General features: G+C 75.3%; 1 protein-coding gene. It reads left to right on the top strand.

Features of this window, described 5'->3' with window-relative positions:
• Window positions 1-24,309 (top strand): non-ribosomal peptide synthase/polyketide synthase, encoded by a 24,309-nt coding sequence (locus tag ACFQSB_RS38365; protein WP_380832116.1) that lies wholly within the window; start codon window positions 1-3, stop codon window positions 24,307-24,309.
• The last annotated feature ends 25 nt before the right edge of the window (window positions 24,310-24,334 follow it).

Below are 24,334 nucleotides of genomic sequence, written 5' to 3'. Positions count from 1 at the left end.
ATGGCGTACTGGCACCGGCGGCTCGCCCCGCTTCCGCAGGAGACGGTCCTCCCGATCGACTTCCCGCACCCGCCGGCCCCCGCCGCGGGCCGCGAGACGCGCGTCCGCACGCTGGCCGGTCCCGCCGTCGCGTTGGCGGGCGATCCGCGCGAAGACGCCGGCCCCGAGGACCGCCTGCTCGCCGCCTACGTCGCGCTGCTGTACCGCTACGGCGGCACGGGCGATGTCTGCGTCGGGTACGACGGGTTGCCGCTGCGGGTCGGGCTCGACGGCGGCACGGGCTTCGGCGAGCTGGTCCGGCGGGTGGCCGCCGCCCGGGAGGAGGCCCGCGCGCACCGCGTCCCGCTCTCCCGCCTCGTGTCGGACCTGCGGCCCGAGCCGACGCGCGGCGGCGGCCTGTTCTTCACCACGGCCGTGGCGATCGGCGACGTCCGGGTGGCGCCCGCCGCCGCCGGACCGCTGGACGCGTCACCGGAGGCAGACGCGTCATCGGAGGCTGCGGGACCGCTGGACCTGTCACCGGAGGCTGCGGGACCGCTGGATGTGTCACTGGAGATCGTGACGGTGGCGAGCGCGGAACCGCGCGAAGCCGCCGCGACCTACGAGGCGCGCCTGACCTACCGCCCCGACCTGTTCCACGGCGCGACCGCCGACCGGATGCTCGGCCACTACGAGACGCTGCTCGCCGACGGGCTCGCCCGGCCGCACGTCCCGGTCGCCGAGCTGGAACTGCTCACCGCCGAGGAGCGCCGCCGCGTCCTCGCCGAGTGGAACGACACCGCCCACGAGGTCCCGTCGCTCACCTGGCCCGAGATGTTCGCCGAGCAGGTCCGCCGCCGGCCGGACGCCGTCGCCCTCGTCTTCGAGGACCTCGCCCTCACCTACGCCGAACTGGACGAGCGCGCGAACCGGCTCGCCCACGCGCTGATCGCGCGCGGGGCCGGACCCGAGCGCGTCGTCGGCCTCGCCCTGCCCCGGTCGGCCGAGCTGATCGTCGCCGAGGTGGCCGTCCTGAAGGCCGGCGCCGCCTACCTGCCGCTGGACACCGACTACCCGGCCGGCCGCATCGCCTACATGCTGGCCGACGCCGCGCCCGTCTGCCTGGTCACCACCGCCGACTGTCCGGTCACCACCGCCGGCGCCCTGGACGGGATCCCGCCGTTCGACGGCGCCGGCGTGCTGATCCTCGACGCGCCGGAGACCGCGCGCGAGCTGGCGGCCCGCCCGGCCCACGACCCCTCCGAGGCCGACAGGGGACGGCTGTCGGTGCTCAACGCGGCCTACGTCATCTACACCTCCGGCTCCACAGGACGTCCCAAAGGCGTGGTGCTGTCGCACGCGGGCGTGGCCAAGCTGGTCGCCACCCAGAGCGAGCGGTTCGGCGTCGGGCCGGACAGCCGGGTCCTGCAGTTCTCCTCGCCCAGCTTCGACGTGGCCTTCTGGGACCTGTGCCTCGGCCTGCTCTCCGGAGGCCGCCTGGTCGTCGTGCCGTCCGAGCTGCGGGTGCCCGGCGCGCCGCTCGCCGACTACGCCGACGCCAACGGCATCACGTTCATGATCCTCCCCCCGGCCCTGCTCGCCGCCATGCCGCAGGACGTACGGCTGCCGCCCGCCGCCACATTGCTGGCAGGCACCGAGCGGGTGTCGCCCGAGCTGGTCGGCCGCTACGCGCGCGGCCGGATGATGTTCAACGCCTACGGCCCGACCGAGGCGACCACCAACTCCACCCTCGGCCTGTGCGACCCCGACATCCCCTCCGGCGCCATCGTGCCCATCGGCGTCCCCGACCCCGGCACCCGGGCCTACGTGCTGGACGCCCGCCTGCGCCCGGTGCCCGCCGGGGTCGCCGGCGAGCTGTACCTCGGCGGGGCCGGCCTGGCCCGCGGCTACCTCGGGCGCGCGGACCTGACCGCCGAACGGTTCGTCGCCGACCCCTTCGGCCCGCCGGGCGAGCGGCTGTACCGCACGGGCGACCTGGTGCGGTGGAGATCCGACGGACGGCTCGAGTTCCTCGGCCGCGCCGACTCGCAGGTGAAGATCCGCGGCTTCCGCGTCGAACCCGGTGAGATCGAGTCCGTGCTGCGGGGGCACCCGGCCGTGGACCAGGTCGCGGTGGTGGCCCGCGAGGACCGGCCGGGCGACCGGCGGCTGGCCGCCTACGTCGTCCCCTCCCTCACCGCCGGGCCGGGCCGCGAGGAGACCGAACAGGTCGAGAAGTGGAAGGACCTGCACGAGCTGCTCTACTCGGCCGCGGGTTCGGAGGGCTTCGGGGAGAACTTCGCCGGCTGGAACAGCATGTACGACGGCCTGCCCATCCCGCTCGCCGAGATGCGGGAATGGCGGGACACCACGGTCGCCCGCATCAGGGAGCTGCGACCCCGCCGGGTGCTGGAGATCGGCGTCGGCAGCGGGCTCATCCTCGCGCGCCTCGCCCCCGGCTGCGAGGTCTACTGGGGCACGGACCTCTCGCAGGAGGCCGTGCGGACGCTGCGCGCCCGGGTCGCCGCCGAGCCGGAGCTCACCGGCCGCGTCGAACTGCGCGCCCAGCCCGCGCACGACGTCACCGGGCTGCCCGAGGGCCTGTTCGACACCGTGGTCGTCAACTCCGTCGCCCAGTACTTCCCGAGCGCGGAGTACCTGTCCGACGTGCTGCGCGAGGCCGGGACGCTTCTGGCCCCGGGCGGCAGCGTCTTCGTCGGCGACGTGCGCAACCTCCGGCTACTGCGCTGCCTGCGAGCCGCGGTCGAGACCCGTCGCGGCGCGTACCCGCAGGACAAGAAGGCCCTGCTCTCCGTCGTCGACCGCTCGGCGAACCGGGAGGGTGAACTGCTGCTCGACCCGGACTTCTTCGCGGCCCTCCCCGGCTTCACCGCCGACATCCGCCTCAAGCGCGGCGCCGTCCACAACGAACTGACCCGCTACCGCTACGACGTCGTCCTGCGCAAGCAGGAGCCCCAGCCGGCCGCCGCAAGGCCCGCCCCGGCCGAATCCGGATCCGGGGAAACCCGGCCCGACGTGGAGAAGTCCGAACGGGCCGAGCTTCACAAGGGGGAACCTGGGCGGGCCGAGCTTCGCGAAGGGGAGTCCCAGCGGGCCGAGCTTCGCGAGGAGGAGATCGGGTGGGCCGAGCTCGGAGGGATGCACGGGCTGGAGGCGCGCCTGGCGGCGGGCCCCGCCCGGCTCCGGGTCGGCGCGGTGCCCAATGCGCGGCTCGCCGAGGACCTCGCCGCACTGGCCGCCATCGAGGACGGCGACGGTCCCGCCCCGCCGGTGGAGGCCGCCGACCCCGAGACCCTGCACGCGCTCGGAGCCCGCCACGGCTACCAGGTGGCCGTGACCTGGAACGGCCACGCCGACGACGGCGGCCTCGACGTGGTCTTCGCCGCCGGGGACGCGCCCCTCGGCGCCCTTTACCGTTCGGCCGCCGCCTTTCCGCACGCCAACCGTCCCGCGCCGTTCCGCGATGTCGCCGCCCTGATGAGGACCCTGCGCTCGTACGCGGCCGAACTGCTGCCCGAGTACATGATCCCGTCGGCCTTCGTCCCTCTGGACCGGCTCCCGGTCACCCCGAGCGGCAAGCTCGACGGCTCCGCGCTCCCTGCGCCCGAATACACCGCGCTCAGCTCCGGACGCGCCCCGCGCGGCGCCCGCGAGGAGCTGCTGTGCGCCCTGTACGCCGAGGTGCTGGGCCTTGCGTCGGTCTCCGCCGACGACGACTTCTTCGCCTTCGGCGGCGACAGCATCGTCGCCATCCGGCTGCTCGTCCGCGCGCGCGAGGCGGGGCTGCGGCTCACCTCCCGCGACGTGTTCCGCCACCGCACCGCCGCCGCGCTCGCCGAGGTAGCGGTGGACCGCACGGTCGGCGGACCCACCGGACCGGGCGGCACAGGCAAGGGCACAGGCTCGGGCTCGGGCACCGGCACCGGCACCGGCACCGGCACAGGTTCGGGCACGGGCTCGGGCTCGGATTTGGGCACAGGTACGGGCTCGGGTTCGGGCACAGGCACAGGCACAGCTACGGGCGCCGGCGCCGGTACGGGCGCCGACAGGGGACCAGGCGCCGGTACGGGTTTTGACATCGGTACGAGCGTCGTCATCGACATGGATGGCGGTGGCGGCGGGACCGCCTTCGACGGGGCGGGCGCTGCCGGAGCGGTGGCGGACGCGCCGCTTCTGCGGCTCGCGGAGAAGGAGCTCGCCGAGGTGCAGGGTGACCACCCGGTCGCCGTCGAGGAGGTGCTGCCGCTCAGCCCGCTCCAGGAGGGGTTCTACTTCCACTCCCTGCTGGACGGCACGGACGGCGACGCCTATGTGGTCCAGCAGATCATCGAACTGGCCGGTCCGGTCGACGGCGAGTCCCTGCGCCGAGCCGCCCAGGGGTTGCTGGACCGGCACGCTCCGCTGCGGGCCTGCTTCCGCCGCCGTCCGGACGGACGGCCGGTACAGATCATCGCCGACCGGCTGGAGCTGCCCTGGCGCGAGGTAGGCCCGTCCGGGGACGACGAGCAGCGCCGGGCCGTCGCGGACTCCGTCGCGGCCGAGGAACGCGAGCGCCGCTTCGATCTGGCCCGCCCGCCCCTGGTGCGGTGCGCGCTGGTCCGGCTCGGGCACGACCGGAGCGTCCTGGTACTGACCTTCCACCACATCGTGGCCGACGGCTGGTCGCTGCCGATCATCCACCGCGAACTGATGGCCCTGTACTCCGCCGTCTCCGAGGAGGCTTCGTCGCAGGTACCGGACGCGGGGGCCGAGGTGGCCGGGTTGCCGCCGGTGGCTCCGTACCGCGAGTACCTGTGCCGCCTGGCCTCTGCGGACCGGGACGCCGCACTCGCCGCCTGGCGGGTCGCGCTCGCGGGGCTCGACGAGCCGACCCGCCTGGTGGGCGCCTCGGCGGGCGACGCGCGGCTGAGGCCGGGGCAGGTGCGCGTCGAGCTGCCCGAGAGCGTCACCGCGCGGCTCGCGGCACGGGCGAGAAGGCACGGGGTGACCCTCGGCGCGGTCGTCCAGAGCGCGTGGGGTCTTCTCCTCGGAGGTCTGACCGGCAGCCAGGACGTCGTCTTCGGCACCACCGTCTCCGGCCGGGACATCGAGGTGGACGGCATCGAGTCCATGGTCGGCCTGTTCATCAACACCCTGCCGACCCGCTTCCGGTGGCGGCCCGCCGACAGCCTGGCCGAGCTGGCAGGGCGGCTCCAGGCCGAGCAGACCAGCCTGCTGGACCATCAGCACCTCGGCCTCGCGGAACTCCAGCGCGCCGCCGGGCTCGCCGGTCGTGGCGAGCTGTTCGACACCCTCGTGGTCTTCGAGAACTACCCTGCGGAGACCGGTGCGGCCGACTCCTCGGGAACGCTGAGGATCACCGGCCACGAGTTCCGCGACGCCGTCCACTACCCGCTCGCCCTGATCGTCAAGCCGGGACGCCGGCTGGACCTGCGGCTGAAGTACCACGCCCAGCGCCTCGACGACGAGGCCGTTCTGCGGATCGCCGACCGGCTCACCCGCATCCTGCGCGCCGTGGCCGACGATCCCGCGCAGAACGCCGCCCGCGTCGGCCTGCTGTCGGACGGCGAGGCGGCACGGGCCCGGCTCGCCGGCGAGGAACGGCAGGTCGCCGAGACGACTCTGGCCGCCGCCTTCGAGGCCCAGGTCGCCCGGACGCCGCAGGCCACGGCCGTGATCTGCGAGAGCGAGTCCCTCACCTACGCGGAGCTGGACGCGCGCGCCGAGATGCTCGCCCGCCGCCTGCGGTCGCGGGGCGCGGGCTCCGGACGGGTCGTCGCGGTCGCCGTCCCGCGCTCGGCGGAGCTGATGGTGGCCCTGCTCGGCGTGCTGAAGTCGGGCGCGGCCTACCTGCCGCTGGACATCGACTACCCGGCCGACCGCATCGCCCACATGCTGGCCGACTCGGGGACGGACACGGTGGTGACCACCGCCGCCGCCTCCCGCCGGCTCCCCGGAGCGAGTGCCGTCACCCATCTCCTCCTCGACCCCCCGGCAACCCCGGCCGACCCCCCGGCAACCCCGGCCGAGCCGCGCTCGGCCGTGGCGCGGCCGGCCGGCCCGACGGCCGGGGCGGCTGCGGGCCGGTCGGCCGGTGACGTCCGCGGGGTGGGCTCTATGGTGGGAGAGGTCTGCGGGGTGGGCTCTCCGGTCGGCGAGGTCGACGGGGTCGGCCCTGTGATGGGGGAGATTCACGAGGTCGGCTCGGTGGCCGGTGATGTCCAGGGGGCGGATTCCCGGCTCGGGAGCGCCGGGCCGGACGACCCGGCGTATCTGATCTACACGTCGGGATCGACCGGCCGCCCCAAGGGCGTCGTCGTGACCCACAGGGCGATCGTCAACCGGCTCGCCTGGATGCAGGGCGAGTACGGGCTGCGCGCCGACGACCGTGTGTTGCAGAAGACGCCGTCCAGCTTCGACGTGAGCGTCTGGGAGTTCTTCTGGGCCCTGTGCGAGGGCGCCGCCGTGGTGCTCGCCAAGCCCGACGGGCACCGCGATCCCGCCTACCTGGCCGCGCTGATCGGCGAGCAGCGGGTCACGACGATGCACTTCGTGCCGTCGATGCTCGAAGCCTTCCTGAGCGCCGGCGAGGTCACCGCCGACCTGTCATGGGCGGCGAGCCTGCGACGGGTGTTCAGCAGCGGCGAGGCCCTGCCGGGCGCCGCCGCCGCGCGCTGGCACGCACTCACCGGAGTGCCGCTGCACAACCTGTACGGCCCGACCGAGGCGGCCGTCGACGTGACCTACCACGCCTACGACGGATCGACCGGCACCACCGTGCCCATCGGCCGCCCGGTGTGGAACACCGGGCTGCGGGTGCTGGACTCCTGCCTGCGCGCGGTACCGGCCGGCGTGCCCGGCGAGCTGTACCTGACCGGCGTCCAGCTCGCCCGGGGATACCACGCCCGCCCCGGCCTGACCGCCGAGCGGTTCGTGGCCGACCCCTACGGCGCGGCAGGCGGACGCATGTACCGCACCGGAGACCTGGTGCGTTGCCGCGAGGACGGCGTCGTCGAGTACCTCGGCCGCACCGACCGGCAGGTGAAGCTCCGGGGCAACCGCATCGAACTGGGCGAGGTCGAGGCCGCTCTCACCGCCCTGTCCGCCGTGGCCCGGGCGGCGGTGACCGTTCGCGGATCCACCCTGGTCGCCTACATCGTCCCGGCGAAGCCCCCCGGCCCGGCCGGACACGGCGCCGCTGTGGTGGGAGGCGGGGAGGGCGGGGTCGACGTGGTCGCGCTGGGCGCCGCCCTGGCCGGGACGTTGCCCGCGTCCATGCTGCCCGGGGCGTACGTCGAGCTCGACGCCCTGCCGCTGACCCCCAGCGGCAAGCTCGACCGCGACGCCCTGCCCGCCCCGCGGGCGGTACGCGCGACGGCGCGCGCCCCGCGCGACGAGCGTGAGCGCGTCCTCACCGAGATCTTCGCGGCCGTGCTGAAGCTCGGCGAGGCGGGCGTCGACGACGACTTCTTCATGCTCGGCGGCGACAGCATCAGCTCGATCGGCGTCTCCAGCCGCGCCCGCCGGGCGGGCCTGACCCTGAGTCCGCGCGACGTCTTCGAACACCGCACCCCCGCCGCCCTGGCCGCCGCCCTCGGCGGCGGCGTGGTCTCCGACGGCGCGGCGGCCTTCGACGGCGCGGCCTCCGACGCTGCCGCCTACGCCACCGCCGTCACTCCTACCCGCGACGCCGCCGCCGCCGATCACGTTGCCGCCGCCGTTGCTGCTGCCAGTGCCGGTGAGGCTGCGGATACCGGCACCGTTGCGGGTGCGGGTGCGGGTGCGGGTGCGGGTGCGGGTGCGGGTGCGGGTGAGCGGGGCGCCGGGTTCATGCTCACCGCTGACGAGTATGAGCGGGTGCGGCGGCTGGGCGGTGGTGACGTGACCGACGTCTGGCCGCTGGCGCCGCTCCAGGAAGGACTGTTCTTCCACTCGACCTACGACGACGGCGCCCTCGACGTCTACACCGTTCACGAGTCGTTCGACTTCGCCACCCGCCTGAACGCCGGCCGCCTGCGCCGGGCGACCAGGGTGCTGCTGGCCCGCAACCCCGGCCTGCGCGCCGGCTTCACCAGCGCCGGGCTGCGCCGGCCTGTGCAGTTCATCGTCGCCGACCCCGAGATACCGCTCGAAGAGGCCGACCTGTCGGACCTGCCCGCCGCCGAGCAGGACGCGCGGCTGCGCGAGCTGATGGACGCCGAGCGCACCCGCCGGTTCGACCTGGCCCGGCCGCTGCTCTTCCGGATGCTGCTGATCCGGCTCGGCGAGGCCCGGGGTGACCGGCTGGTCATCGGCCGGCACCTGCTGCTGTGGGACGGCTGGTCGGCCTGGATCTTCCTCGCCCAGCTGTTCGCCCTCTACGAGACCGGCGGCGACGAGCGCGGGCTGCCGCGCCCCGGCTCCTACCGCGACTACCTGACCTGGCTGGAGTCACAGGACCCGGCGACCGCCGCCCGCGCCTGGCGGGCCGCGTTGGCGGGCCTGGACGAGCCCACCCTGCTCGCGCCCACCGCGGGCGGTGACATGGGGGCGGTCATCCCCGAGAGCCGGGAGACCGTCCTGCCCAAGGATCTCGGCGACCGGATGCGCGACGCCGTCCGCCGCCGGGGACTGACGCTCAACACGCTGCTCACCACCGCCTGGGGCCTGGTGCTGGCCGCCGCGACCGGCCGCTTCGACGTCGTCTTCGGCACGACGGTCGCCGGCCGTCCGAGCGAGGTGCCGGACGTCGAGAACGTCATCGGCATGTTCCTGAACACCGTTCCCGCCCGCATCGCCTTCGACCCGGCCGAGCCCGTGCTGGACCTGCTGCGGCGCGTCCAGGGCGAACGCCTGGCCCTCATGCCGCACGAGTATCTGGGCCTCGGCGTCCTGCAGGCCGAGACCGGCCATCGGCGGCTGTTCGACACGCTCTTCGTGATGCGCGACAACGACACCGAGGAGCGGCTCGCGGCGCTCGCCGACCGGCACGGCGCCACCGCCGTGGCCAACGTGGACGCCACCCACTATCCCGTCAACCTCGTCGTGACGCCGGGGGAGCGCATCCGGGTCACCCTCGCGCACCGGCCCGACGTCATCGGCCCTCCGCGAGCCCAGGAACTGCTGGACCGCTTCGCCCTGCTGCTGGAGCGGCTGGTGGACGACCTGGACGCGCCCGTCGGCCGCCTGGGCCACACGCTGCCCGCCGAACGCGCCGAACTGGAGCGGGAACGGGCCGCCGGCCGGGTGCCCGTCCCGGAGGAGACCATCGCCGACCTGCTCGCCGCCCAGGCCGTCCGCACTCCTGAGGCCACGGCCCTGGTCTTCGGCGGCCTGAGCGTCACCTACGCCGACCTGGACGCCCGCGTCAACCGCATGGCGCGGCTGCTGCTGGCGCGGGGCGCGGCGCCCGAGCAGATCGTGGCGCTGGCCCTGCCCCGCTCCGTCGACATGGTGGCCGCGCTGTTCGCCGTGCTGCGCACGGGCGCGGCCTACCTGCCGCTGGAGCTGGACCACCCCGACGACCGGCTGACGGTGACGCTGGAGGACGCCCGTCCGGCCCTGCTGCTGACTACCGCTGCCGTCGCGCCTCGCCTGGAGGGGGGCGTGCCCGGCGTCCTCCGCGTGCGGCTCGACGACCCGGTGGTGGCCGGGGAGCTGGCGGGGCTGTCCGGCGGCCCGGTCACCGAGGCCGACCGTCCTCGCTTCAGCCTGGAGCACCCGGCGTACGTCATCTACACCTCGGGCTCCACCGGCCGTCCCAAGGGCGTCGTCACCCCTTACCGCGGGCTGACGAACATGCACCTCAACCACCAGAGGGAGATCTTCGACCCGGCCGTCGCCTCCGCAGGAGGCCGCCGGCTGCGCGTCGCCCACACGGTGTCCTTCGCCTTCGACATGTCGTGGGAGGAGCTCCTGTGGCTGGTCGAGGGACACGAGGTGCACGTGTGCGACGAGGAGCTGAGGCGCGACGCCGAGGCGCTGGTCGCCTACTGCGAGCACCACCGCGTGGACGTCGTCAACCTCACCCCGACCTACGCGCACCTGCTGATCGAGCAGGGGCTGCTCGACGGGCACCGCCCGCCGCTGGTGCTGCTCGGCGGGGAGGCGGTGTCCGAGACGGTCTGGAACCGGCTCCGCGACACCGAGGGCACCTACGGCTACAACCTCTACGGGCCCACCGAGTACACGATCAACACCCTCGGCGGCGGCACGGGCGACAGTCCCACCCCCACCGTCGGGCGTCCCATCCGCGGCACCCGCGCCCACATCCTGGACGCCTGGCTGCGCCCGGTTCCCCCCGGCGTCCCCGGCGAGCTGTACATCGCGGGCGTCGGCCTGGCCCGCGGCTACCTCGGCCGTCCCGGGCTGAGCGCCGAACGGTTCGTCGCCGACCCTCACGGCGAGCCGGGGGAGCGCATGTACCGCACGGGCGACCTGGTGCGGCGCCGCGCCGACGGGAACATCGACTTCCTCGGCCGCACCGACGACCAGGTGAAGATCCGCGGTCACCGGGTCGAGCTGGGAGAGATCGAGACCGCCCTCACCCGGCACCCGGAGGTGGCCCAGGCCGCCGTGGTCGCCGCCGAGGACCCCTCCATCCCCGGCGCCCGGCGCCTGGTCGGGTACGTCGTGCCCGCCGAGCCCACCGGCGAACGGCGGGAGTCGGCGGAACGGGAGTGGATCGGCGAATGGCGGGAGATCTACTCCGAGGAGTACGAGCGCATCGGCACCGCCGTGTTCACCGAGGACTTCGCGGGCTGGGACAGCAGCTACGACGGGGAGCCGATCGCGCTGGAGCACATGCGCGAGTGGCGCGGGGAGACCGTGGCCCGCATCCGCGAGCTGCGCCCGCGCCGCGTCCTGGAGATCGGCGTCGGCTCGGGGCTGCTGCTGTCGCGCTTGGCGCCCGAGGCGGAGGCGTACTGGGCGACGGACTTCGCCGCGCCCGTGATCCGCAAGATCGGCGAGGACCTGCGCCGGGATCCCGCGCTGGCGGCCAAGGTCGAGCTGCGCTGCCAGGCCGCGCATGACACCGAAGGGCTGCCCGCCGGCTACTTCGACACGATCATCATCAACTCCGTCATCCAGTACCTTCCGGACATCGACCACCTGACGGGGGTCATCCGCGGCGCCATGGGACTGCTGGCGCCGGGCGGCGCCCTGTTCGTCGGCGACGTGCGCAACCTCCGGCTCGCCCGCGCCTTCCACACCGGCGTCCAGCTTGTCCGCTCGGCCAGCGACACCGGCGGCCCGGACGGCCGCGAGGCCGCCGAGCGCCTCCACCCGGCCGTCGAGCGGGGGATCGCGCTGGAGAAGGAACTGCTCGTCGACCCCGACTACTTCGCCACGCTGGGCTTCGGCGTCGACCTGCGCACCAAACGCGGGCACCACCACAACGAGCTGACCCGCTACCGCTACGACGCCGTCCTCTACGACGGCGAGCCCGACGTCCGCCTCGGCGACGAACCGGTGCTGCCCTGGACCGACGCGCTCACCGGCCGGCAGGACGACGCGCCCGCGACCGCCGGACCCGCCTCCGGCGAGGATCCGCCGAGGGAGGCAGGAGGGCTGGCCCGCCGCCTGCGGGAGTCGCGGACCGGGCGGCTGCGGGTGACGGGCGTCCCCGACGCCCGCGCGGGCAGCGAGCGCGGCGCCACGGTGGCCGGGGGAGTCGAGCCCGAGGACCTGCACGCGCTCGGGGCACGGGAGGGCTACCGCGTCCTCACCACCTGGTCGCGCGAGCCGGGCGCCTACGACGCGGTCTTCGTGCGGGGGGACTTCCGCCTCACCGCGGGCCTCTACCTGCCGGGCGGCGGCACGCCCCCGTACGGCAACACCCCGGCCTCGGCGGCCGGCGCGAGCGGCCTGCCGCGCCGCCTCCGGGAGGATCTGCGGCGCCGGCTTCCCGACTACATGGTGCCGGCCGCGTTCGTCACCCTCGACCGGCTGCCCATGAACGACAACGGCAAGCTCGACGTGCGCGCGCTGCCCGCGGCCGAACCGGCGGCGCCGCTCGCCGGCGGCCGGGGGCCGGCGACACCGGAGGAAGAGGTGCTCTGCCGCCTGTTCGCCGAGGTGCTGGACCTGCCGGCCGTGGGCGCCGAAGACGACTTCTTCGAACTCGGCGGCCACTCGCTGCTCGCCACCCGGCTCATCAGCCGGGCCCGCGCGGAGCTGGGCGCCGAACTGGCCATCCGCGACCTGTTCGAGGCCCCGGCGCCCGCCCTGCTGGCCGGTCGCGCGAACGCCGGCCGCCCGGCCCGCCCGGCCGTCGAGCCCGTGGCGGACCGTCCCCGGCGCGTCCCGCTGTCGCCCGCTCAGCGGAGGCTGTGGCTGGCCGAACGGCTCAGCGGCGGCGACGCCTACCACTTCCCGCTGGTCTTCCGCGTGCGCGGCGCGCTGGACACCGGCGCGCTCCACCAGGCCCTGCGCGACGTGGTCGCCCGCCACGAGGCCCTGCGCACCGTCTTCCCCGAGGCCGGTCCCCGGCCCGCCACGCCCGCGCCCGACCAGGCCGGCCCGTACGGGGCGCTTTGGTCGGAGGAGGAGGCCGCGCAGGACGGGGTGCGCCCGTCCCTGGAGGAGTCCCGGCCAGGAGTACGCCTTCCTGCGGAGGAGACCGGGCCGCACGGGGTGCGCCGGTTCGTGGACGAGGCGGGACCGTACCAGTTCGTTCTGGATATCGATGAGATCGGGTCGTTCTTCCATGCCGAGGACTGCCCGCCGGAGCGGCTGGAGGGCAGGATCGCGGCGGCGGTGGCCCGGCCGTTCGACCTCGCCGTCCAGATCCCGCTGCGGGCCGAGGTGCTCAGGGCCGGGCCACTGGACCACGTGGTGGCGATCGTGCTGCACCACATCGCGACCGACGAGTGGTCCGACCGGCCGTTCCTCACCGACCTCGACGCCGCCTACCGGGCCCGCCGCGAGGGCCGGGCGCCCGAATGGGCGCCGCTGCCGGTGCAGTACGCCGACTACACGCTCTGGCAGCGGCGGCTGCTCGGCGACCCGCCGGACCTGCCCGACCCGGCCCGCCCGGCCGACCCGACGCGCCCGGCCGACTCGGCGCACCGGGTCGACTCGGCGGACTCGGCGGACTCGGCGGACTCGGCGGGCCCGGCGGGCCCGGCGGGCCCGGCGGACCTGGCGGACCTGGCGGACTCGGCGGATCCGGCCGACTCGGGTGGCGAGGGCGCGCGGCAGCTCGCGTTCTGGACCAGGACGCTGGCCGGGCTGCCGGAGGAGATCCCCCTGCCGCTCGACCGGCCCCGCCCGGCCGAGCCGACCGGCCGCGGCGGCCAGGTGCGTGCGGAGCTGCCCGCGGCCACCGCCCGCGCCCTGCGAGCCCTGTGCGCCGAGACGGGCACCAGCATGTTCATGCTGCTCCAGGCCGCGGTCGCCACCCTGCTGCACCGGATGGGCGCGGGCACCGACATCCCGCTGGGCGCCCCCGTCGCCGGGCGCACGGACAGCGCCCTGGACGACCTCGTCGGCTTCTTCGTCAACACCCTGGTGCTGCGCGCCGACCTGTCCGGCGACCCGACGTTCAGGCACCTGCTGGCCCGGGTCAAGGACGCCGACCTGGCCGCCTTCGAGCACCAGGACCTGCCGTTCGAGCAGGTCGTCGAGGCGCTCAACCCGCCGCGCGTGCCGGGACGCAACCCGCTGTTCCAGGTGATGCTCGGCTACCACCACCGTCCCGGCGGCGATCCGCGGGTGCTGGACCTGCCCACCGAGTGGTGGCCGGCCCGCGTGCACACCGCCAAGTTCGACCTGGACTTCACCTTCGTCGACCACGCCGGCGAGGACGGCCTGACCCTGCTGCTGGAGTACGCCGAGGACCTGGCCGACCACGGTACGGCCCGTGCCATGGCCGGTCGCGCCGTCGCGCTGCTGGGCCTGCTCGCCGCCGGGCCGGACGTGCCGGTCGGCCGGCTGTCCGTGCTGACCGAGGAGGAGCGCCGCGCGTCGCTGGGCGCCTGGAACGACACCGCGCGGCCGGTGGAGCGGCGCACGGTCCCCGAACTGTTCGCCGAGGCCGCCCGCGCGCACCGCGACCGCGTCGCCCTGGTCACCGGCGGCCGGACGCTGACCTTCGGTGAGCTGGCCGCCGAGGCCGACCGCGTCGCCGGGCTGCTGCTGCGGCACGGAGTGAGGACAGGGGACGTTGTGGGGTTGGCCCTTCCGCGGGCCGAGATGGTGCCGGCCATTCTCGGCGTGCTCGGCGCGGGCGCCGCCTACCTTCCGCTCGACCCCGCCTACCCGGCCGAACGCCTCGCGTACATGCTGGACGACGCCGCGCCGGCCCGCGTGCTCACCACGGCGGCCATCGCCCCCGGCCTGCCCGCCACGCGAGGCGGCGTCCTGCTGCTGGACGACGCCCGGCACGCCGCCCGGCCGCACGGCCGTCCCCCCGGCGCGATGCCGGTGCCGGGGGTGCCGGTGCCGGAGCCGCTGCCGGGGGGTGCGGTGCCGGGGCCGAGGGTCGCGCTGCCGGAGTTCGAGGTGCCGGGGCCGAGGGTCGCGCTGCCGGGGGTCGAGGTGCCGGGGTCGAGGGGCGCGGTGCCTGGGGGCGAGGTGCCGGGGCCGAGGGTCGCCGTGCCGCCGGGCGCGGTGGCGTACGTGATCTACACCTCCGGGTCCACCGGCCGGCCCAAGGGCGTGCTCGGCACCCACCGCGGTCTCGGCAACCTGTTCGGCTCGCACCGCGCCGACCTCATCGACCCGGCCGTGCGCGCCGCCGGAGGCCGCAGGCTGCGCGCGGCGCACGCCGCGTCGTTCAGCTTCGACGGCTCCTGGGAGCCGATGCTCTGGCTGCTCGCCGGGCACGAGCTGCACGTCGTCGGCGAGGACACCATGATCGACCCGGTCGCGCTGCTGGCCTACCTCGCCGACCAGCGCGTCGACTTCGCCGACCTCACCCCGACCTACCTGCGGGAGCTGATCCACCACGGCTTCCTGGACCCCGGCCGTCCCCGTCCGGGTGTCATCGCGGTCGGCGGCGAGGCCACACCGCCGCCGCTGTGGGACCAGCTGCGCGCGCTGCCGGGGACGGTGGTCCACGATCTGTACGGGCCGACCGAGTGCGCCGTCGACGCCTACGGGTGGCACGGACCGAGCCCGGAACGCCCTGAGCCGTGGGCCGCGCCGCTGGCCAACACCCGCGCCCACGTGCTGGACGCGATGCTGCGGCCGGTGCCCGCCGGGGTGCCGGGCGAGCTGTACCTGGCGGGTGAGGGACTGGCCCTGGGATACCTCGGCCGGCCCGGGCTGACCGCCGGGCGGTTCGTCGCCGACCCCTTCGGCGGGCCGGGCGAGCGCATGTACCGTACCGGCGACCTGGTGCGGCGCCGCGCCGACGGCACGCTCTCGTTCCTCGGCCGGGCCGACGACCAGGTGAAGCTGCGAGGGTTCCGCATCGAGCTCGGCGAGATCGAGGCCGTGCTCCGCGCTCATCCCGACGTGGCGCAGGCCGCGGTGACGGTCCGCGAGGACGTCCCCGGCGAGCGGCGGCTGGTCGCCTACGCGGTCCCCTCCTCCGGGCGGGGCGCCGACCCCGCCGCGCTGCGGGCGCACCTCGCCGCGGCGCTGCCCGGCCACATGGTCCCCACCGCGTTCATGGAACTGCCCGCCCTGCCCAGGTCGATCAGCGGCAAGCTGGACCGGCTCGCCCTGCCCGTCCCCGACGCGGCGGCGGCCCCCGCCTCCGGGCGGCGTCCTCGCGACGCCCGGGAGGAGATCCTTTGCGAGCTGTTCGCCGCCGTGCTGGGGGTCGGACGGGTCGGCGTGGACGACGACTTCTTCGCGCTCGGCGGCCACTCACTGCTTGCGATGCGGCTGGTCAGCCGGGTTCGCGCGTCGCTCGGCGCCGAGGTGAGCCTGCGCGCGGTCTTCGAGGCGCCCACCGTCGCCCGGCTCGCGGGACGGCTGCGCGAGGCGCCGGGAGGCGGGCCCGCTCTGGCCCCCGCGCCGCGCCCCGAGTTCCTGCCGCTGTCCTTCGCACAGCAGCGCCTGTGGGTGCTGCACCGGCTGGAGGGCCCGAGCGCCACCTACACCCTCCCGGCGGCCTGGCGCCTGTCGGGCGAACTGGACCTCGGCGCCCTCCGCGACGCCGTGCGCGACCTGATGACCCGGCACGAGAGCCTGCGCACGGTGTTCCCCGAGCGGGACGGGCGCGCCCACCAGCGTGTCCTGCGCCCCGAAGAGGTCCCCGCCGTCGTCCGCTTCGAGCGGGTCGCGCCGGACGCGCTCGCCGGGCGGCTGGCCGAGACCGCCGGGCACGGCTTCGACCTGGACCGCGAGCCGCCGCTGCGCGCCTGGGTGTTCGAGGTGGCGCCGCGGGAGCACGTGCTGCTCCTTGTGGTCCACCACATCGCCGGCGACGAGTGGTCGGACCGGCCGCTGTGGCGCGACCTGTCCACCGCCTACCGTGCCCGCCGCGAGGGAACGGCGCCGCGGTGGGCGCCGCTGCCCGTCCAGTACGCCGACTACACCCTCTGGCACCGCGACGTGCTCGGGGACGGCGGCGACCCCGGCAGCCTGGAGGCACGCCAGCTCGGCTTCTGGCGTCGGGCGCTGGCCGGGCTGCCGGAGGAGCTGCCGCTCCCCGCGGACCGGCCGCGTCCGCTGGAGAGCGGCCACCGCGGCGGGGCGGTCGGCCTGTGCATCCCCGCCGAGCTGGAGCGCGGCCTTCGCGGGCTCGCCCGCGGCCACGGCGTCAGCATGTTCATGGTGGCCCAGGCGGCCGTCGCCGCGCTGCTGCACCGGCTCGGCGCCGGTGAGGACATCCCCCTCGGCGCGCCGATCTCGGGACGCACCGACGAGCGCCTGGAGGACCTGGTCGGCTTCTTCGTCAACACGCTCGTGCTGCGCACCGACCTGTCCGGCGCGCCGACCTTCGGCGAGCTGCTGAGGCGGGTGCGCGAGAGCGACCTTGCCGCCTACGAACACCAGGACCTGCCGTTCGAGCGGCTGGTCGAGGCGATCAACCCCGCCCGCTCCCTGGCCAGGCACCCGCTGTTCCAGGTGATGGTCGTCTACCTGGCCGACCAGGGCGGCGCCCCCGATCTGGCGGGGCTCGACGCCGAGCCCGAGCCGCTGGGCCAGGAGACCGCGAAGTTCGACCTGAGCTTCGACTTCGCCGAACAGGGCGACGGCGAGGGCATCCAGGGCTGGATCGAGTACAGCGCCGACCTGTTCGACCACGAGACGGTCGAGCGCATCGCCCGGCGGCTGGTCCGGCTGCTGGAGCAGGTCGTCGCCGACCCCGGCCTCCAGGTGCGGCACCTGGAGATCATGGACGAGGATGAGCGCGGGCTCGTCGCCGGCGCGTGGAACGCCACCGCGCGAGAAGTGCCCGCCACCACCCTGCCCGAACTGTTCCGCGCGCAGGTGGCGCGCACCCCCGGCGCGCTCGCCCTGGTCTGCGGGGAGGAGCGCCTGACCTACGCCGAGCTGGACGCCCGGGTCGAGCGCACGGCGCGGACGCTGGCCGCGATGGGCGCCGGCCCCGAGCGCACGGTGGCGGTCGCGCTGCCGCGCTCGGCCGACCTGGTCGTCGCCCTGCTCGCGGTGCACCGGGCGGGCGCGGCGTACCTGCCGCTGGACGCGGACCACCCGCGCGAGCGCGCCGAGCTCATGATCGAGGAGGCCCGCCCGGTGTGCGTGCTCCGCGAGGGGCTGCCCGATGGTCCTCAGGGAGAGCTGCCCGCGTCCTACGACCCCCGGCACCCGGCGTACGTCATCTACACCTCCGGGTCCACCGGACGGCCGAAGGGCGTGGTGGTGCCGCACGAGGGCATCGTCAACCGCCTGCTGTGGATGCAGGACGAGTACGCGCTGACCGCGTCGGACCGCGTGCTGCAGAAGACGCCGTCCGGCTTCGACGTGTCGGTGTGGGAGTTCTTCTGGCCGCTGATCACCGGGGCGGTCCTGGTGGTGGCGCGGCCCGAGGGCCACAGGGACCCGGCCTACCTCGCCGGGCTGATCCAGGACGAGCACGTCACCACCGTGCATTTCGTGCCGTCGATGCTGCGGGCGTTCCTCGCCGACCCGGGCGTCGCGCGGTGCTCGGGACTGCGCCGGGTGATGTGCAGCGGCGAGGCGCTGCCCGCGGACCTCGCCGCCCGGTGCAGGGCTGTGCTGCCCGCCGAGCTGCACAACCTGTACGGGCCCACCGAGGCGTCCGTCGACGTGACGGCCACCCGGGTTCCGCCCGGCGCCGACCCGGTGCCGATCGGCCGGCCGGTGTGGAACACGCGGGCTCACGTCCTGGACGCGGCGCTGCGCCCGGTGCCGCCGGGGGTGCCCGGCGAGCTGTACCTGGCGGGCGTCCAGCTCGCCCGGGGGTACCTCGGCCGTCCCGGCCTGACCGGCGAACGCTTCGTGGCCGACCCCTGCGGGCCACCCGGAACGCGCATGTACCGGACGGGCGACCTGGCGCGCTGGAACCGTGCGGGGGAGCTGGAGTTCCTGGGCAGGGCCGACGACCAGGTGAAGATCCGCGGCTTCCGCGTCGAGCCGGGCGAGGTCGAGGCGGTGCTGGCCCGCCACCAGGGGGTGGCCCACGCCGTGGTGGCCGTCCAGGACCAGCGCCTCATCGCCTACCTGGTGCCGGCCCCCGGAGCGACGGCGCCGAGCGCTGCCGCGCTGCGGGACCACGCCGGGGCCGCGTTGCCCGAGTACATGGTCCCGGCGGGGTTCGTCACGCTGGAGGCCCTGCCGCTCACCCCGAACGGCAAGCTCGACCGAAGGGCGCTGCCCGCCTTCGACTTCGCGGCCGAGGTGACCGGCGCCCTGCCGCGCACCCCGCGTGAGGAGCTGCTGTGCGAACTGTTCGCCGGCGTGCTCGGCCTGCCGCGCGTCGGAGCCGGGGACGACTTCTTCACCCTCGGCGGCGACAGCATCGTCGCCATCCAGTTGGTCGGCCGGGCACGTGCCGCCGGGTTGGTGATCAGTCCCCGCGACGTCTTCCTGCACAGAACCGCGACGGCCCTGGCCGCCATCGCCGGCGTCCAGGACGACGCGACTCACCCGGACGGCACGGGCCGGTCGGCCGCCGTGGGCGGTCTGGACGGCGCGGAAGGCCTGACCGGGGCGGCCGACATGAACGGGACGCACGCCGTGAACAGGGCGAGCGGCGTGAACAGCGCGACCGACTTGACCAGGGCGTACGACTTGACCAGGGCGTACGACTTGACCGAGGCGTACGGCAGGACCGGGGCGTACGGCATGGACGGCGCCGGGTCGTCCGCCGGGCTGGTCGCCCTCAGCGAGGCCGAGCGCGCCGAGCTGCCGGTCACCGGCGTCGCCGGCGTCCTGCCGCTCACCCCGCTCCAGGCGGGCCTGCTGTTCCACGCGTCCTTCGACTCCGGCGAGGACGGGCCGGACGTCTACACCGTCCAGGTGACCTACGAGGTGGACGGCCCGCTGGACGCCGCCCGGCTGCGCGCGGCCGGGCAGGCGCTGCTGGACCGGCACGACAACCTCCGCGCCGGCTTCCGATACCTGTCCTCCGGCCGCCCGGTGGCCGTCGTGCCGCGCGCGGTCGTCCTGCCCTGGCGCGAGGTGGATCTTTCCGGGCCGGGCGAGCTCGGCGGGCTCGACCGGGAGGCCCGGTGGACCCGTCTGCTCACGCAGGAGCGGCGCCGGTTCACTCCGGCGGACCCGCCGCTGCTGCGGATGGCACTGGTGCGCCTCGGCCCGGCCCGCCACCGCCTGGTCCTGTCCCACCAGCACCTCCTGCTGGACGGATGGTCGATCCCCCGGCTCATGCGCGAACTCGCCGACCTGTACGCGCACGGGGTGGACGGGGTCGACCATCACGGCTCGCCGGCGGCCCCGCCGTACCGGGAGTACCTCGCGTGGCTGGCGCGCCAGGACGCCGCCGTCTCCGCCGGCGCCTGGGCGGAGGCGCTGGACGGTCTGGCCGAGCCCACCCGTCTCGCGCCCGCCGACCCGAACCGGGCGCCGGCCGTGCCCGAGACGCACACCACGCGTCTCACCCGGGAGGCGACCGAGGCCCTGTCGGCCTTCGCCCGCTCACACGGCCTGACGGTCAACACCCTGGTGCAGGGCGCCTGGGGCATCCTGCTCTCCCGGCTGACCGGCCGCGACGACGTGGTCTTCGGCGCGACCGTCTCCGGGCGGCCCCCGGAGCTCGACGGCGCCGAGTCGATGATCGGCCTGTTCATCAACACGATCCCCGTCCGCGTACGGGTCCGCGACGGCGAGAGCATGGCGGCGTTCCTCGGCCGCCTCCAGGACGAGCAGTCTCGGCTCATCGCCCACCAGCACGTCGGCCTGGCCGAAATCCAGCGACGGGCCGGCCTCGGCGACCTGTTCGACACGCTGGTCGTCTTCGAGTCCTACCCCGACGCCGAGGAGCCCGTGTCCGGGACCGCGGACGGCCTGCGTCCCGCCGTGCTCGACCACCAGGACTCGACGCACTACCCCTTCACCTGGGCGGTCGAGCCGGGTGAACGCCTGGCCCTCACCGCCGAGTACCGGCCCGACCTGTTCGACCGTGCGACGGCCGCGCGGATGGCGGCCTCGATGGCGCACATCCTCCAGACCATGGCGGCCGGCGCCGACCGGCTCGTCGGGCGCGTCGACGTCCTCACCCCCGCCGACCGCCGCACCATGCTCATGACCTGGAACGGCATCCCGGACGCCCTCCCCACCGCCGCACGAGATCCGCGGTCCCTGGCGGTCCCGGGACTGTTCGAGGCGCAGGCGGCCGCCACTCCCGAGGCCGTGGCCGTGGTCGCCGGGCCGGTCCGCTGGACCTTCCGTGAGCTCAACGAGCGCGCCAACCGGCTCGCGCGGCTGCTCGCCGAGCACGGCGCGGGACCCGAGCGCATCGTCGCCCTCGCGCTACCGCGCTCAGCGGACTTCATCCTGGCCGTCCTCGCCGTGCTGAAGTCCGGCGCGGCCTACCTGCCGGTCGACGCGGACCTGCCCGCCGAGCGGGTGCTGGGCATGCTCGACGACGCCCGGCCCGTCCTGCTGGTGACCGGCGAGGACCACGCGGCCCTCCTGCCGGACGGCGGCGTCCCGCTCCTCCGGCTCGACGCGCCCGAGACCGCTCGCCGCCTCGCCGCGCGGCGCGGAGACGACCTCGCCACCACCCCCGACCCGCGCCACCCGGCCTACGTGATCTACACCTCCGGGTCCACCGGCCGGCCCAAGGGAGTGGTGGTCTGCCACGGCGGCCTCGTCGCCCTCTTCCACAGCCACCGCCGGACGCTGCACGAGCCGGCCAGACGTGCCACCGGACGTCGTCATCTGCGCGTCGGCCACGCCTGGTCGTTCTCCTTCGACGCCTCCTGGCAGCCGCAGCTGTGGCTGCTGGACGGGCACGCGCTGTACATCCTTTCCGACGAGACGCGCCGCGACCCCGAGCTGACCGCCGGGGCCATCCGCGAGCACGGCCTGGACTTCATCGAGGTCACTCCCTCTTTCCTCGCGCAGATGGCCGCGGCCGGGCTGATCAAGGACGGGGAGTGCCCGCTCGCCGTGGCCGGGGTCGGCGGCGAGGCGGTGCCGGACGCGCTCTGGGCCGACCTGGCCGCCATGCGCTCCACGGAGGCGTTCAACCTCTACGGCCCCACCGAGTCCACCGTGGACGCCCTGGTGGCCCGCGTCGGGGACAGCGCGTCCCCGCTGGTCGGCCGCCCGGTGGACGGCACCCGCGCCTACGTGCTCGACGCCGCGCTGCGGCCCGTTCCGCCCGGCGTCACCGGCGAGCTGTACCTCGCGGGCGCGGGCCTGGCCCGGGGGTACCTCGGCCGCCCGGGCCTGTCGGCCGAGCGGTTCGTCGCCGACCCGTTCGCCGGGCTGTTCGAGCAGGCCGGCGCCCGCATGTACCGCACCGGCGACCTGGCCCGCTGGACCGCCGACGGCCGGCTCGACTACGGTGGCAGGGCCGACGACCAGGTGAAGATCCGCGGCTTCCGCGTCGAGCCGGCCGAGATCGAGGCCGTGCTGGACCGGCACGAGTCCGTCGCCCAGGTCGTGGTCGTCGCCCGCGAGGACCGCCCCCGGGTCAGACAACTGGTCGCCTACGTGGTCCCGTCCACGCCCGCCGACCCTTCCGGGCCCGCCGACCCTGTCGACCCTTCCGGGCCCGCCGACCTTGCCGACCGTTCCGTGCCCGCCGACTCCGCCGATCATTCCGGGCCGGTCAACCCAGCCGACTGCGCGGCCCCGGCCGACTCCGCCGCCCCGGCCGCCCCATCCGGGCCCGCCGAGCCGGCCGCGCTGCGTGCCTACGCCGCGGCCCGTCTGCCGGAGTACATGGTGCCGGCCGCGGTGGTCGTCGTTCCGGAGCTGCCGCTGCTGCCCAACGGCAAGCTCGACCGCAAGGCGCTCCCCGCGCCGGACTTCACCACGCGCACCGGGCGCGAGCCGGCCGGCGAACCGGAGCGCACCCTCGCGGCCGTCGTCGCCGAGGTGCTCGGACTGCCGCGTGCCGGTGCCGACGACGACTTCTTCGCCCTCGGCGGCGACAGCATCGTCGCGATGCAACTGGTCGCTCGGGCGCGGGCGGCGGGCTTGAGGATCACCCCGCGCCAGGTGTTCCAGCACCGTACGGTCGCGGCGCTGGCCACCGTCGCCGTCACGCTCGGCCCGGACGCCGGCGGCGGCGCGCACGACGAAGGCACCGGCATGGTGCCGCTCACTCCGATCATGCACGCCATGCGGGAGCGCGGCGGCCCGATCAAGGGATACCACCAGGCGGCGCTGCTGCGGACCCCGCCGGACCTGGACGAGCCCACGCTCGCGTCGGTGCTCCAAGCCGTCGTGGACCGGCACGGCATGCTCAAGGCCCGCCTGGTGCGGACCCGGCTCGCCGCCGGCCACGCGGGGGAGCAGGCGCCGGCCTCCGGTGCGGCGGACCCGTCTGGGACCGAGCAGTGGTCCTTGCACGTCCCCACCCCCGGCCCGACCGAAGCCCTCAGCACGACCGGAGCCCCAGGTACGACTGGAGCCCTCAGCACGACCGGAGCCCCAGGTACGACCGGAACCCCAGGTACGACTGGAACCCCAGGTACGACTGGAACCCCAGGTACGACTGGAACCCCAGGTACGACTGGAACCCCCGGCACGAATGGCATCCCCGGTGTGGCGGGCGCGGGCAGCGCCGCTGGTGTGGCGGCTTGGCTTGTTCGCGTCGACACGGCGGGGGCCGACGAGACGGCGCTTCGTGCGGCGATCGCCGAGCACGCCCACGCCGCACGCTCCCGCCTCGACCCGGACGCCGGCGCCATGGTGCAGGCGGTCTGGTTCGACGCCGGCCGGGGCACGCCCGGGCGGTTGCTGCTGCTGGTCCATCACCTGGTGGTGGACGGCGTGTCCTGGCGGATCCTGCTGCCCGACCTGGCCGCCGCCTGGCGGGAGGTCACCGCCGGGCGCCCCCCGGCGCTCGCGCCCGTCGACGTGTCGTTCCGCCGCTGGTCGCGAATGCTGGGCGCCCGCGCCGTCGACCCCGCCCGCGAGGACGAGCTCCCGCTGTGGACCTCGATTCTGTCGGGCGGCGGCGCCATCGCCGTGGCGGCGGCGCTCGACCCCGGGCGTGATGTGGTCGCCACCACGCGTCACCTGTCGCTCACCCTGCCCCCCGACCGGACGGCTCCGCTGCTCGGCCGGGTGCCCGCCGCCTTCGGCGCGACGGTCAACGACGTGCTGCTGACCGCCCTGGCGCTGGCCGTCGCCGACCGGCACCGCCGGACGGGCGGGCGCGGCCCCGGCAACGCGGTCCTGGTGGACCTGGAAGGCCACGGCCGCGATGAGCAACTGGCCGGCGGCGCGGACCTGTCGCGCACGGTCGGCTGGTTCACCAGCGTCGTCCCGGTCCGCCTCGATCCAGGACCTGTGGACCTGGACGAGGCGCTCGCCGGCGGGCCGGCGCTCGACGAGGCGGTGGGGCGGATCAGGGAGCACCTGTCCTCGCTCCCCGCCGCCGGCATCGGACACGGCCTGCTGCGGCACCTGAACCCGGCGACGGGGCCGGAACTCTCCCGTCTCGGCGAGCCGGGTATCGAGTTCAACTACATGGGCCGTTTCGGCCGGCCCGACGCCGCCGACTGGTCCTACGCGCCCGAGGACGACGCCGCCGACCTCGACGCCGACCCCGGTATGCCGATGTCGCACGCGCTCACGGTCAACGCCCTGACCGAGGACCACCCCGGCGGGCCGGAGCTGACCGCCCACTGGTCCTACGCCTCGCGGCTGCTGCCGGAGGAGGCGGTGCGGGACCTCGCCGAGACGTGGTTCCGCGTGCTGCGAGCCCTGGTCGACCGCGCCGAGGCGCTGGGCGGCGACCGCTGATCACCACGACGACCCCCGACAACCG

It is taken from the genome of Sphaerisporangium rhizosphaerae (assembly GCF_042665155.1).
GTDB classification, from domain to species: Bacteria; Actinomycetota; Actinomycetes; order Streptosporangiales; family Streptosporangiaceae; genus Sphaerisporangium; species Sphaerisporangium rhizosphaerae.
This window is presented reverse-complemented; position numbering and strand designations above follow the sequence as displayed.